The 12,930-nt window shown below is 66.4% G+C and carries 17 protein-coding genes; 13 read left to right on the forward strand and 4 right to left on the reverse strand.

Going from position 1 to position 12,930, the window contains the following annotated elements:
- Window positions 1–107: 107 nt before the first annotated feature.
- Window positions 108–866 carry a Coq4 family protein gene (locus tag FHS79_RS03410; RefSeq protein ID WP_184195410.1) on the forward strand — a complete coding sequence of 253 codons (759 nt, stop codon included), beginning with the start codon at window positions 108–110 and terminating at the stop codon, window positions 864–866.
- Here FHS79_RS03410 and FHS79_RS03415 read toward each other — a convergent pair.
- Together FHS79_RS03415 and ygfZ are read right to left on the reverse strand one after the other, a co-directional pair.
- A complete protein-coding gene (locus FHS79_RS03415) occupies window positions 863–2,032 on the reverse strand; it encodes a mechanosensitive ion channel family protein (RefSeq protein ID WP_243452622.1) in 1,170 nt (389 codons plus the stop codon). The genes FHS79_RS03410 and FHS79_RS03415 overlap by 4 nt on opposite strands.
- Window positions 2,032–2,853: a CAF17-like 4Fe-4S cluster assembly/insertion protein YgfZ gene (ygfZ, locus tag FHS79_RS03420; protein WP_184195413.1), complete on the reverse strand. Its 822-nt coding sequence runs from the start codon at window positions 2,851–2,853 to the stop codon at window positions 2,032–2,034. The genes FHS79_RS03415 and ygfZ overlap by 1 nt, the downstream gene beginning before the upstream one ends.
- Before the next feature lie 153 nt (window positions 2,854–3,006).
- On the opposite strand from ygfZ, the gene rpmG reads away from it, so the two are divergent.
- A complete protein-coding gene (gene rpmG / locus FHS79_RS03425) occupies window positions 3,007–3,174 on the forward strand; it encodes a 50S ribosomal protein L33 (RefSeq protein ID WP_184195416.1) in 168 nt (55 codons plus the stop codon).
- Between the two features lie 76 nt (window positions 3,175–3,250).
- Here rpmG and FHS79_RS03430 read toward each other — a convergent pair whose 3' ends face one another.
- On the reverse strand, window positions 3,251–4,156 hold the full coding sequence (locus tag FHS79_RS03430; RefSeq protein ID WP_184195419.1) for a GGDEF domain-containing protein: 906 nt from the start codon (window positions 4,154–4,156) through the stop codon (window positions 3,251–3,253).
- 223 nt (window positions 4,157–4,379) lie between these two features.
- Between FHS79_RS03430 and FHS79_RS03435 the strand changes: the two genes are divergently transcribed.
- Genes FHS79_RS03435 through FHS79_RS03460 form a run of 6 tightly spaced genes read left to right on the forward strand, consistent with a single transcriptional unit; the run spans window position 4,380 to window position 8,066 of the window.
- A complete protein-coding gene (locus FHS79_RS03435; RefSeq protein WP_243452623.1) occupies window positions 4,380–4,655 on the forward strand; it encodes a DUF3572 family protein in 276 nt (91 codons plus the stop codon).
- Window positions 4,655–5,281 (forward strand): HAD family hydrolase, encoded by a 627-nt coding sequence (locus FHS79_RS03440; protein WP_184195422.1) that lies wholly within the window; start codon window positions 4,655–4,657, stop codon window positions 5,279–5,281. Before FHS79_RS03435 ends, FHS79_RS03440 begins: the two co-directional genes overlap by 1 nt.
- Window positions 5,278–5,745 carry a RidA family protein gene (locus FHS79_RS03445; RefSeq protein ID WP_184195425.1) on the forward strand — a complete coding sequence of 156 codons (468 nt, stop codon included), beginning with the start codon at window positions 5,278–5,280 and terminating at the stop codon, window positions 5,743–5,745. Before FHS79_RS03440 ends, FHS79_RS03445 begins: the two co-directional genes overlap by 4 nt.
- Before the next feature lie 38 nt (window positions 5,746–5,783).
- Window positions 5,784–6,878: a GNAT family N-acetyltransferase gene (locus FHS79_RS03450; RefSeq protein ID WP_243453545.1), complete on the forward strand. Its 1,095-nt coding sequence runs from the start codon at window positions 5,784–5,786 to the stop codon at window positions 6,876–6,878.
- Window positions 6,879–6,886: 8 nt separating this feature from the next.
- Window positions 6,887–7,567: an FkbM family methyltransferase gene (locus FHS79_RS03455; protein ID WP_184195428.1), complete on the forward strand. Its 681-nt coding sequence runs from the start codon at window positions 6,887–6,889 to the stop codon at window positions 7,565–7,567.
- 40 nt (window positions 7,568–7,607) lie between these two features.
- Window positions 7,608–8,066 carry a hypothetical protein gene (locus FHS79_RS03460; RefSeq protein WP_184195431.1) on the forward strand — a complete coding sequence of 153 codons (459 nt, stop codon included), beginning with the start codon at window positions 7,608–7,610 and terminating at the stop codon, window positions 8,064–8,066.
- Here FHS79_RS03460 and panC read toward each other — a convergent pair.
- Window positions 8,063–8,929 carry a pantoate--beta-alanine ligase gene (gene panC / locus FHS79_RS03465; RefSeq protein ID WP_243452624.1) on the reverse strand — a complete coding sequence of 289 codons (867 nt, stop codon included), beginning with the start codon at window positions 8,927–8,929 and terminating at the stop codon, window positions 8,063–8,065. The genes FHS79_RS03460 and panC overlap by 4 nt on opposite strands.
- 70 nt (window positions 8,930–8,999) lie before the next feature.
- Between panC and FHS79_RS03470 the strand changes: the two genes are divergently transcribed.
- The 5 genes from FHS79_RS03470 to clpS all read left to right on the forward strand — a co-directional run bounded on the left by FHS79_RS03470 (window position 9,000) and on the right by clpS (window position 12,906).
- Window positions 9,000–9,785 (forward strand): division plane positioning ATPase MipZ, encoded by a 786-nt coding sequence (locus tag FHS79_RS03470; RefSeq protein ID WP_184195434.1) that lies wholly within the window; start codon window positions 9,000–9,002, stop codon window positions 9,783–9,785.
- Window positions 9,786–9,795: 10 nt separating this feature from the next.
- Complete coding sequence (locus FHS79_RS03475; protein WP_184195437.1) at window positions 9,796–10,056, forward strand: J domain-containing protein; 261 nt, start codon at window positions 9,796–9,798, stop codon at window positions 10,054–10,056.
- Window positions 10,057–10,084: 28 nt separating this feature from the next.
- Window positions 10,085–11,479 (forward strand): phosphoglucomutase/phosphomannomutase PgmG, encoded by a 1,395-nt coding sequence (gene pgmG, locus FHS79_RS03480; RefSeq protein WP_184195440.1) that lies wholly within the window; start codon window positions 10,085–10,087, stop codon window positions 11,477–11,479.
- A 128-nt stretch (window positions 11,480–11,607) separates the two neighbouring features.
- Window positions 11,608–12,405, forward strand: a complete 798-nt coding sequence (locus FHS79_RS19280) for a TIGR01841 family phasin (protein WP_184195443.1) — start codon at window positions 11,608–11,610, stop codon at window positions 12,403–12,405.
- 123 nt (window positions 12,406–12,528) lie between these two features.
- Window positions 12,529–12,906, forward strand: coding sequence for an ATP-dependent Clp protease adapter ClpS (gene clpS / locus FHS79_RS03490; protein ID WP_243452625.1), 378 nt, complete (start codon window positions 12,529–12,531; stop codon window positions 12,904–12,906).
- Window positions 12,907–12,930 lie beyond the last annotated feature (24 nt).

The following is a 12,930-nucleotide window of genomic DNA, read 5'->3' on the forward strand; positions in this document are numbered from 1 at the left end:
GCGCAGGTTATCGATCCCAGTGTGTCGAGCGCCAATTTGCCGCGAAACTGACGCAAACTGAGCGGCACTCTATTTACCGGGATGGGAAATGCGGATAGAAGCTCCGCATGACCGCCCAGACCCCCTTTATTCCGGCTTCGCAGCCGCAAGCGCTGCCGATCCCGAAGCGCGAGTGGGGCACGGCGCTGGCCGCTCTGCGCAAGCTGCTTGCCGACAAGGATGATACCGGCGAGGTCTTCGAGATCATGCGCGCGCTCAACGGGGCGAGCACGCGAGATGGCTATTTGCGGCTGCTCGGCACCGCCGAGGGCGGGCGCATTGCCTATGAGCGTGCCGAGGTGGCGCCGATCCTTTCCGACCGCGCCTGGCTGGCGACGCTGCCCGAGAACAGCCTGGGTGCTGCCTATGCGCGCTTCACTGCGGCCGCGAGCATCACGCCCGAGGGGCTGGTGGAAGTTTCAAGCCGGGTGATGATGGACATGCACCATCCGGTGGCGTGGTTTGGCCGCCGCACGCGCGATGCGCATGACCTTTGGCATGTGCTGACCGGCTATGGCACCGATTCGCTCGGCGAGGCGTGCCTGGTGGCGTTTTCCTATGCGCAGACGCGGTCGCTCGGCTGGGCGTTCATTGCGGTGGGCGCAGCGTTGAAGAGCCGGCAGGCGCCCGAGCGCCATCCCTATGCCCAGGCGATCTGGGAAGGCTTTCGGCGCGGCCGGCAGGCGGCATGGTTTGCCGGGCATGATTACCGGGCGCTGCTGCCGTTGCCGCTCGAGGATGCGCGCGCGCGGCTCGGGCTGACGCCGGCACCGGTCTATGCGAGCATCCCGGCTGCGGCGCGCGGCAATGCGGTGCCCAAGGGCTAATCCTGCCGGTCCATGGCAAGGCGTTCGCGCGGATCGATCATCGTGCCGTCGGGGAGTGCGGTGAAGCTCGTCTGGCTCGGGTAGGCGAATTCGACACCGAGCTCGGCGAACAGGCGAACGAGGCCGACGCCGATGGCGTGGCGGGCGACGAGCATGTCGGTCAGCTCGGGGGTGTCGACATAGAAGACGAGCTCGAAATCGATCGACGAGGCGCCGAAGCTGGTGAAGACGCAGCGGTCGAAGCGGGCGTTGGCGACGGGGTCGATCATCGCCTTCACATGATCGGGAAGCGCCATCAGCATGTCGGGCCTGGTCTGGTAGATGACGCCGAACAGCAGCACGACGCGGCGGATCTCGATGCGCTTGAAATTGCTCACCTGCTGTTCGAGAAGCTGGGTGTTGCCGACCACCATCTGCTCGCCCGAGAGCAGGCGGATGCGCACGGTCTTCATGCCGATCGCCTCGACGGTGCCGATGTTGGGGCCGAACTGGATGGCATCGCCGACGCGGAACGGGCGATCGAGCAGGATGGCGAGCGCGGCGAACAGATCGGAGAAAATGCCCTGGGCGGCGAGCGCGATGGCGATACCACCGACACCGAGTCCGGCGACAAGGGCGGTGACGTTGACGCCCAGATTGTCGAGCACGAGGATGACCGCGAGGATCCAGACGGCGGCGTTGACGAGAATCCGGATGACGCCCATGGCGCTGATGAAATCGGCGGGATCGGCGCTGGCTTCAGCGCGGCGCTCGACCATGGTGAGCACGATCTCGCGCAGCCAGAGGGCACCCTGGATGGCGAAGGCGACGACGAAGAAGAAATCGATCGCGGCGCGCAGCGCGCCCGGCGGTGCCACGATATGGGCGACGATATAGGCGGCGAGCGAGCCCATGAACACCGAATTGGTGCGGCACACGATGCGCGCGGCAAACCCCTTCCAGTTGGTGATGTCGTCACTGCCGCCAAGCAGGCGCGCCGCACCCCAGCGGGCGCCGATGAAGATGAAATAGAGCGCGACGGCGACGCCGGTCATGATGATCGCATCGCGGCTGTCGGTCTGCAGCCAGCGCAGCGTGTCGAAGGTGAGGGCTTCGACCTGCTCGGGGAGCGACTTGATGGCGGTGCCGACGGCCAGCGGCTCTTCGGCGGGCTGCGGGTCTGCCATCAGGCGGCGCCTGCAAAGGCGGGTTGCAGCCAATCGGGGCGCAGCACCGTGACCGGGGTGGGCCCAAGCAGGATGGGGGCATCAACCGCCTCGATGCGCAGATGGGCCAGCGCCAGATTGCCGGCGGCGGTGCCGCGCAGCGAACCGACAACGCGGCCGGCGTCGTCGCGCAGGGTGGTATCGTCCACTGTGCCTGCCAGCTGCACCGGCACGATTCGCCTGCGCACCTTGTCACGGTGGTGCATGCGTGCGGTGTTCTCCTGCCCGACATAGCAGCCCTTGGTGAAGCTGACGCCGTTGAGCAGATCGGCACCGGTCTCCAGCCAGAGCAGTTCGTCGGAGCCCAGCTCGGCGGCTTCGGCGATGCCGAGCTGCAGCCGGTGGCTGTGCCATGCGGCCTGCGAATCGGCAGAATCGGCAGCGGTGTCGATCGTGTCGGTGGCGGCGATCCAGCGGCCGCCGAGTGCTGGGGTACGCGGGTCGGCGGTGTGGCCCGGCACCATGGTGCCGATGGAAGCGAACACCGCCAGCTCGGGTGCGGGAGCGATGTCGACCGCCTTGCGCAGCTTGTACATCGACAGGCGCTTCAGCAGGCCCTCGGCCTCGTCGGCGGCCACGTCGATAAGGACCGCGCCATCATCGCCGGCGAAGAGCAGCACGGCGAACAGCAGCTTGCCCTGGGGCGAAAGCAGCCCGGCATAGAGTGGCGTGCTGGCTGCCAGCAGCGCAACATCGTTGGAAAGCAGGCCCTGCAGAAAGGCCATTGTGTCGGCGCCCTGCATTCTCAGCACGGCGCGATCCTGCAACATCAAAATCGTCATTCGCGGTTCAATAGCCCAGCCTGCCGCCGGTTGCCAAATCATGTGCCAGGGCGGCAGCAGCCTTGACTTTGCGGCGGCACTTGCCCATAGGCCGCGCTTCGCAGCGCCCGGCTTGCCGGGGATGCTCTCACAGTTTTGCCCGGAAGCGTTCTCATGGCCAAGCCGACAACCATCAAGATCAAGCTCGTCTCGACAGCCGAAACCGGCTATTATTATGTGACGAAGAAGAACCCGCGCACGCAGACCGAGAAGCTGCTGTTCCGCAAATATGATCCGGTTGTCCGCAAGCACGTGGACTTCAAGGAAGCCAAGATCAAGTAAGGCGCGCAGCGCTGGAAGATGAAGCGGTCGGTGCAGCCTGCGCCGGCCGTTTTGCCGTGTGTGGTGTCTTGAGGGTTCAGGCGGCGGCGTTGGCGCGGTTGCGGCCCTGGCGCTTGGCTTCGTAGAGCGCCTGATCTGCACGGGCGAGCAGGCTGTCGGCATTGCAGCCGGGCCCGCGCAAGGTCGCCATGCCGACGCTGAGGGTGAGCGGCGCGCGCTCTGCTTCCGGGCCGTAGCAGCCCAGGCCCAGCGATGCCACCACCGCGACCAGCCGGGCGGCGATGGCGGCGGCGACAGCGCGATCGGCATCGGGCATGATCACCGCCATCTCGTCCCCGCCGTAACGGGCCACGGTGTCGGCGGGGCGCAGATTGTCTTCGATTGCTTCGGCGACACGGCGCAGCGCCACATCGCCGGCCAGATGGCCGCGCAGGTCGTTGAACCGCTTCAGCCCGTCGATGTCGGTCATCAGAACCGACAGGATGCGGTTCTCGCGATGGGCGGTATGGATCGCCTGCGGCAGCACCCTTTCCAGATGGTGGCGGTTGAACAGCCCGGTGACGGCATCGCGCGTGGCGACGCGCCAGGCCTTGCGCACCTCGGCCGCACGCGTGAGCGCCACCCGGCGGCGGCGGACGAGGGCGGCGAGCCTTGCGCGCACTTCCATCGGATCGACCGGGAGCCATGCGCAATCGGCGCAATGCATGTCGAAGGCCTGCACCAGCGCCTGTGGATCGGCGCGCGGCACCAGCGCGAACACGGGGAAGGGATTGGCCTCGGCGATCGCCTGCAGCGGCTGCAACCGCTCCGCCATCGACCGCCACGAGGGGCAATCGGGGGCAACGATGAGCAGTTGCAAGGTGCCTGCCGCAGCGCGCGCGGTGGCATCTTCCACCGTCAACATCACCATGGATGTATCGGGCGGCAACAGCGGCAATAAAGCCTCGCCAATATCGGACGCGCCGACAAAACCAATCTGCATGACCATGACCGCGCTTGTCGACCCCTGTCCAGCGACGGCTGCGTGTAGAATTTACACGCCGCATCCATTGTTTTTCCTGACTAACATAAGTTGGTCAGTTGTGACAGCAAAGCATCGCATGAAGATTTAGTAAATAATGAATTATGGTTTACGGCAGAACTGCGGTCTGCGGCGCGAGGTCGCCGCGCTTGGCAAGCCGGGCAGGGGACCCTAGGGTTCGGCGATGCTCAAGATGCCACCCCAGGCCGTGCCACCTGCCGATGTGCTCGGCCTTCAGGCGCTGGCGCATGTGATCGCCGATGCGGACATGGGACCGCGATTCCTGGCATTGACCGGGCTCGACCCGGCCGCGCTGCGCACGCGCGCCGGGGAGCCGGCGCTGCTCGCCGAAGTGATCGGCTTCCTGGCAGCGCGCGAAAGCGACCTTGTTGCTGCCGCCGAGGCGCTCGGCGTGCCGGCCGCGGCACTGGCTGCCGCGGGCGAGCGATTGCAGCGCTGATGCCCCGTCCCCTCATCATCACCGATTGCGACGGCGTGCTGGTCGAGTTTGTCCGACCGTTCACCGATTATCTGCTTGCCGAGCATGATCTGACCCTCTCGCTCGAGACCTTCGCGCTGGCGGGCAACATTCGCGATGCTGCGGGCAACGTGCTGCCGGTGGCGGATTTTCCGCCGCTGCTGCAGGGCTTCTTCACCACGCACATGCCACGGCAGCGCGCGGTGGCGGGTGCCGCCGATTCGCTGGCGCAGCTGGCGGGCTATTGCGATGTGGTGGTGCTGACCAACATCGCCGATATCCATGCCGATACCCGCACCGGCGTGCTGCGGCAGCTCGGGATGCCCTACCGGGTGATCAGCAACCAGGGCGGCAAGGGGCCTGCCATCAGAGCGCTGCTCGACGAATTCCAGCCGAGCGCATCGGTGTTCATCGACGATCTGCCGCCCAACCACAGCTCGGCCGCGAAGCTGGCACCCGATGTGCACCGGCTGCACATGGTGGCCGAGCATGATCTGCGTCATCTCATCCCGGCCGCGCCCGATGCCCATGCCCGGATCGACGACTGGGCCGATGCGCTGCCGCATATCGAAGCACAAATCACTGCCAATGTTGGAGCTGCTGCATGACCGATACTCCCGAATCCCGCCTCCAGGCGCTGGGCTTTACCCTGCCCGCCGCAGCCGCGCCCGCCGCCAATTATGTGCCTTTCGTCATCTCGGGCTGGCAGCTCCATATCGCCGGGCAGATCCCCTATGCCGCCGATGGCAGCCTGTTGAAGGGGCGGCTCGGCGATGATCTCGATGTCGCCGCCGGCGTGGCGGCTGCGGAGCGCTGTGCCATCGGGCTGATGGCGCAGATGAAGGCAGCACTCGGCGATCTCGCCATGGTGCGTCGCATCGTCAAGCTCAACGTGTTCGTGGCCTCGGCTCCCGGCTTCACCGACCAGCCCGAAGTCGCCAATGGCGCCTCCAACCTGATGGTCAAGGTGTTCGGCGATGCCGGCCGCCATGCGCGCTCGGCGGTGGGCGTGGCCGCGCTGCCGCGGGGCGTGGCGGTGGAGATCGACGGCATCGTCGAGATCAGCGCCTGACCGAGCTGGTCGCCCGCATCCTGCAGTCGGCCGCCGAGGTGCCGGCGGCCGAATGGAACGCCTGCGCCGGCACCGGCAACCCGTTCACGCTCCACGCCTTCATGCTGGCGCTGGAGACGTCGCGCTCGGCGACCGCGCGCACCGGCTGGCAGCCGGCGCATATTGCCGTGGAGACGCAGGACGGCGCCTTGCAGGGGCTGATGCCGGCCTATGCCAAGTCGCACAGCCAGGGCGAATATGTGTTCGACCACAATTGGGCCGATGCGCTGGAGCGTGCCGGCGGGCGCTATTATCCCAAGCTGCAATGCGCGGTGCCCTTCACGCCTGCCACCGGGCCGCGGGTGCTGGCGCGCACGCCGGACGCCGCCGAGGCGCTGATTGCAGCGGCCGAAGGGCTGGCGCGCGCCAACGACCTGTCGTCGGTACATGCGACCTTCCTGACGGCGGAGGATCAGGCGCGTTTTGCCGCCGCCGGCTGGCTGATGCGCTCGAGCGAGCAGTTCCACTGGTTCAACGACGATTATCGCGATTTCGAGGATTTCCTCGGCGCCTTGTCGTCGGCCAAGCGCAAGAACATCCGCAAGGAGCGGACGCGTGCGGTGGAGGGGCTGGAGATCGTGCACCTGACCGGCGCCGACATCACCGAAGCGCACTGGGATGCCTTCTGGGTGTTCTACCAGGATACGGGGGCGCGCAAATGGGGCCGGCCTTATCTCACCCGCAGCTTCTTCAGCGAGATCGGCGCGACGATGGGGGACAGGATCCTGCTGATGCTCGCCTGCCGCGCCGGGCGGCCGATTGCCGGCGCGCTCAACTTCATTGGCGATGACTGTCTTTACGGCCGCTATTGGGGATCGACCGAGGAGGTGCCGTGCCTGCACTTCGAGCTCTGCTATTATCAGGCGATCGAATGGGCGATCGCTAATCGGCGGCCACGCGTGGAGGCGGGGGCGCAGGGCGCGCACAAGCTGGCACGCGGCTATCGGCCGGTGGCGACGATCTCGGCGCATTATATCCCCAACCCGGCATTCCGCAGCGCCATCGCCGATTTCGTGGTGCGCGAGGCGGAGATGGTGGCGGCCGACATCGAGGCGCTCGACATGGCGACACCGTTCCGCGAGAGAAAAGCGTGAACCGGTTGATGCGCTCCCTGGCGGAAGGTCTTTCGCGTGACCGCGTGGTCACGCGGCGCCTGCCCAATGACATCAAGCTGCTTGTGTCTCCCGACAGCCAGTTGAAGTATCTGAAACGCAGCTTCGATGTCGACCTGACCGACCTTGCGCGCGATCATGTCGACGCCTCGATGGCTGTGTGGGACATCGGGGCGAATTGCGGCGTATTCGCCTTTTCGGCCGCGCATGCCCGGCAGGTGGTTGCCGTGGAAGCCGATCCCTTCCTGGCAAACCTGCTGCTGCGCTCGGTGGCGCTCAATGGCAGCAAGGTCGAGGTCGTCGCCGCTGCCGTTGCGGAAGGCACGGGCATTGCCTCGCTGGCGATCGCCAGCCGCGGTCGCGCGTCGAACCACCTCGTCGGGCATGGTCATTCGCAGACCGGCGGCAGCCGGGCGCATGTCACTGTGCCGACCATCAGTCTCGACGCGCTGCTCGACGCCTTCGGGCCTCCCGATCTCGTCAAGCTCGATGTCGAGGGGCTGGAGACGGCCGTCTTGCGCGGTGCCAGCCGGCTGCTCGCGACGGCCCGGCCGACATTCTATCTCGAACTCGGCCCGTCGGTGGCTGCGGACTGTACGGCAATTCTCGAAGCGGCCGGCTACAGGCTTTCGCCGGCTGCCGAAATGAACTGGCTGGCGGTGCCGGGGTGATGTTCATTTTCGGGTCAGCTGTGTCGGACCAAGGTGCGTGATGCGTATTTTCCTTCTGCTCGCCCTTCTGGCATCACCGTCCCTGGCGCAGGAGCAGGTGTATCGGCTGAGCGAGGCCGACAAGCGGGCGGCGATCGACGCTGCCGGTCGCCAGCCGGAAAGCAACACGCGGCTGCCGATCGTCGATGGCCGCGCACCTGGCAGCACCGACAAGCGCGTGCGCAGCGAAGTCGGCATGATGGTCGGCACCGGTGGTACCCGCGCGCTCTATGGCAGCACCGCGGTGCCGCTCGGCGAGAATGGCATGGCGCAGTTCAGCTTCAGCACCGGTCGGTTCAACAATTTCGGTGGCGGGTTCGGGTACAACCAATATGCCGACGGCAGCTTTCCGCTCACGCGCGGCGGATCGCCATTTGCATTGGGCCGCAACCCCTATGGGCTTGGTGGATTGGGTTATGGCGCATTCGGGGGCTCGCCGTTCGGGCTCAGCCCCTTCTAGACCCCGACATTGTCGATCAGCCGCGTTGTTCCCACTACGCCCGCGGCCATCAGCCGGGCGCCGGGCGCCACGGTGTTGAGCGTGGCCAGCGTTTCGCCATCGACCAGCTCGAAATAATCGACGCGGGCGAAGCCGGCGGTGGCCAGCGCCAGCGCGCCTTCGGCCAAAACTTCGGCGACGGCGGCTCCTTCGAGCAGGCGCGCCCGGGCGCGGGTGAGGGCGGCGGGGATGGCGAGCGCGCGGGCACGATCTTCGGGGGCGAGGTAGAGGTTGCGCGACGAGAGGGCCAGGCCATCGCCATCGCGGACGATGGGGGCGCCGATGATGACGGTGCCGAGATCGAGATCGGCGGCCATGCGCTTGACGATGGAGAGCTGCTGCCAGTCCTTTTCGCCGAACACCGCATAATCGGCGCGGGCGGCGGCGAGGAGCTTGGTGACAACGGTGGCGACGCCATCGAAATGGCCGGGGCGCACCGCACCGCAGAGCACATCGGGCAGGCCGCCAACGCGGACGAAGCTGGAGAAGCCGGGCGGATACATGGCGCCCACATCGGGTGCATAGAGCATGGCGCAGCCGGCGGCGGCGAGCTTGGCCGAATCGCCGGCTTCGTCGCGCGGATAGCGCGACAGATCCTCGCCGGGGCCGAACTGGCGCGGATTGACGAAGATCGAGGCGATGACGACATCGGCATGCTTGAGGCCTTCGGCGAGCAGCGCCAGGTGGCCGGCGTGGAGCGCACCCATGGTGGGCACGAAGGCCACGCTGCGGCCGGCGCGCCGGAACGCCTCCACCGCAGCTGTCAGTGCAGTCGGCGTGCGCACCACCTGCATGTTTGTTCCCACCAGGCTCATGCTCTTCATGCGACCTCACTTGTTAAGGCAAGCGCCTCTGTGCGAAAGCGCGAGACCACGCAACCCTTCAGGAATATTGATGCCGCTCCACATCATCGCACTGGGCAACGAAAAGGGCGGCACCGGCAAGTCGACGACGGCGGTGCATATCGGCGTCGCGCTGACGCTGGCGGGGTTTCGCACGGCGATGCTCGACCTCGATTCCCGGCAGCGGACGACGGCGCGCTACCTCGAGAATCGCGTCGCCTTTGCCGCCAGGCGCGGGCTGGCGCTGGCGACGCCCGATCACATCACCATCGCCGATGGCGAAGGCGCGGAGGCGGAGCTGGCGCTGCGGCTGGAGCAGGCGGCGGCGATCGACTTCCTGATCATCGACACGCCGGGGCGCGATTCGGCGCTGGCGCGCGCGGCACTTGCGCGGGCGGACACGATCATCACGCCGATCAACGACAGCTTCATCGACTTCGACCTGATCGGCGAGGTCGACCCCGAGACCTTTGCGGTAAAGAAGCCGGGCTTTTATGCCGCCCTGGTGTTCGAGCAGCGGCAGGCGCGGGCGCGGCACGATGGCGGCAGCATCGACTGGGTGGTGCTGCGCAACCGCCTGTCGACGCTGGAGGCGCGCAATCGCAAGCGCATGGGGGCCGCACTCGACCAGCTTTCGAAGCGGATCGGCTTTCGCCAGCTGCCGGGGCTTTCCGAGAGGGTGATCTACCGCGAGTTCTTTCCGCGCGGGCTGACGCTGCTCGACCGGGGGGCGCTCGAGGATTTCAGCATCAGCCATGTCGGCGCGCGCGCCGAGCTGCGGGCGCTGCTCGCGGCGCTGAACCTGCCGGGCTGGGACCCGGCGCGGCTTCCCGAATGATGGCCGGCTGATGGCGCTGCTGTCTCTGCTCGGCGCGTTTGCGCTGTGGTGGCTGTGGCCGCGCAAGGCGAAGCGGGGCACCGGCGCCCGGGCCGAAGCGCGGCGACTGCTGGGGGTGAGCGAAAACGCGGACCGCGCCGCCATCGAGACGGCATTTCGGATGCAGCTGCAGGCGGCGCATCCGGACCATGGCGGAACGTCGCTGGAAACCCGCCGCCTGACCGCTGCGCGTGATCTGCTGCTTGCCAGCAAACCTCAGGCAGGCCAGTAGAAACCACGCTATTTTTCGCAGGTGCACCATGAGCCATCAGTTCCACCCGACCGCCCTTCGCGAATATGATATCCGCGGGATCATCGGATCGACATTGGGGCCGGACGACGCCCGCGCCATCGGCCGCGGCTTCGGCACGCTCATCGCGCGCTCGGGCGGATCGCGCGTGGCGGTGGGCCGCGATGGCCGGACGACCTCGCCGATGCTCGAAGCCGCTCTTGTCGAGGGGCTGAACGCCGCCGGCATCGAGGCGATTCGCGTCGGCATGGGGCCGACGCCGATGCTGTATTTCAGCGTTTACGACCTCAATTGCGATGGCGGCATCATGGTGACGGGCAGCCATAACCCGCCCGACTGGAACGGCTTCAAGATGATGCTTTCCAGCCGGCCGTTCTTTGGCGCCGACATTCGCGAGCTGGGCACGATGGCGGCGGCGGGCGATTGGGTCGATGGCGATGGGAGCGCGCGCGACGAGCCGATGATGGATCGCTATGTCGACCGGCTGCTCGAGGAATTCGAGGCGCCGAATGCGCCGCTGCCGCCGTTCACCATTGCCTGGGATTGCGGCAACGGCGTTGCCGGGCCGGTGGTGGAGGCGCTCGTCAAGCGGCTGCCCGGCACGCACCATGTGCTGTTTGCGGACGTGGACGGCAGCTTCCCCAACCATCACCCCGATCCGACCGAGGAAAAGAACCTCGCCGATCTGAAGCGGGTGGTGGCGGAAAAGGGCTGCGACTTCGGGCTGGCGTTCGATGGCGATGCCGATCGGCTCGGTGCCATCGACAGCGCCGGCCGGGTGGTGTGGGGCGACCAGCTGCTCGCCATCCTGGCCGAGCCGGTGCTGGCGGCGCTGCCAGGGAGCACGATCATTGCCGATGTGAAGGCGAGCCAGGCGCTGTTCGACCGAATTGCCGAGCTGGGCGGCGAGCCGCTGATGTGGAAGACCGGCCATAGCCTCATCAAGGCGAAGATGAAGGAAGTCGGCAGCCCGCTGGCGGGCGAGATGAGCGGGCACATCTTCTTCGGCCACAAATGGTATGGCTTCGACGACGGGATCTATGCGGCACTTCGGTTGATCGGGGCGGTGGCCGAGCTCGGCGGCTCGCTGACCAATCTGAAATCGGCGATGCCGGTGATGGTCAACACGCCCGAGCTGCGCTTCCAGGCGTCCGAGGAGCGCAAGTTCGCGGTGGTGGAGGAAGTGCTCGAGCGGCTGCGGGCCGAGGGTGCGACCGTGGTGGAGACCGATGGCGCGCGGGTGATCCGCGCCGATGGCTGGTGGTTGCTGCGCGCCTCGAACACCCAGGATGCGCTGGTGGCGCGGGTGGAAGCGCGCGACCAGCCGTCGCTTGACCGGCTGCGTGGCGAGCTCGAATCGGCGCTGACCGAATCGGGCATTGCCACGGTCGTGACGGGGCACTGAAGCGGCGCTCAAGCATCTGAAATTGCTGCACCTGTTCGGTCATGTTGCAGTGCACCATAAATCTGCTTGAAAATGTTTTCGGCTTTGGCTATGTTGCATCGCACAACGAGCCAGATGGGATGTCATACGTGAGCGCCAGGACGACCAAGCCCGCCAGCCCCCGCCGCAAGTCCGCGTCGAGCGAGCGGTCTGCTGTCGTCAAGGCGAACACGAGACCCACCGGTGTTGAAACCCAGGCGACCGATGTGGTGGTTGCCGAAGCTGCGGTTGCCGCGACGCCTGTCGCCAAGGCCGCAACCTCCGAGCGCGTTGCAAAGGCAGTGCCGGCCAAGCCGATCGCCCCCGCAGCCAAGCCCGAGCCCGTGCAGCCGGCATCCCCCCGCCCGCAGCTGCACCTCGTCCCCACCCCCCTGAAGGAATTGACCATGGCCACCGCTTTTGAAACCACCCAGGATACCGTCAAGTCGACCGTCGCGCAGATGAACACCAGCGCCGAAGCCGCTCTCGAGAGCAGCAAGGCCGCGATGGAACAGATGACCGCAAAGTCCAAGGAAGCCATCGAGACCAGCATGAAGACGATGGACGAAATGGCCGACCTCGCCCGCGGCAATGTCGAAGCCGTTATCGCCTCGGCGCGTGCGGCGACCACCGGCCTCGAGCAGGTTGCAGCGCATGTCACCGAATCGTCGCGCAAGAGCTTCGAGGAAATGACTGCAGCCGCCAAGCTGATGGCTTCGGCGAAGACCCCGAACGAGCTGATGCAGCTGCAGACGGAATTCGCCAAGAGCCAGTTCGATGGCGTCGTTGCCGAGTTCTCCAAGATGACCGAGATGATGATGAAGATCTCGGGCGACATCTTCGAGCCGGTGCAGAACCGCATGGCGATCAGCACCGACAAGATGAAGAGCGCGCTCACCACCAAGTAAGCTGGCGAGCATGGATGGGAGGGGTGGTCGCAGCCATGCGGCCACCCCTTTTCGTTGTGCGTGCGACGCCGTATATAGGGCGGATGGGCCAGCCCCCGGCCGAAGCCGCGATCAGGACTGATGATGAGTGAGTTTGGAACCGCGCCTGTTGCAGGCAGCGACGACGGCAACGACGATCGTACCGGAGATGATGGTGCAGGACGCGGCACCGGTGTCGGTGTCGCCACCCGCACCAAGCCGAAGACGCAGAAGCCCAGCCTCTACAAGGTGCTGATGCTCAACGACGATTACACGCCGATGGAATTCGTCGTGCATTGCCTGCAGCGCTTCTTCCGCATGAGCGTGGAGGATGCGACACGGGTGATGTTGCATGTCCACCAACGCGGCGTCGGGGTGTGCGGGGTCTTCACCTATGAAGTCGCCGAAACCAAGGTGAACCAGGTCATCGATTTTGCCCGCGAGCACCAGCACCCGCTTCAGTGCACGATGGAAAAGGATTGAGAGGAGGACTGACGCCGCGCCAAA

This window comes from Polymorphobacter multimanifer (assembly GCF_014205635.1).
GTDB classification, from domain to species: domain Bacteria; phylum Pseudomonadota; class Alphaproteobacteria; order Sphingomonadales; family Sphingomonadaceae; genus Sandarakinorhabdus; species Sandarakinorhabdus multimanifer.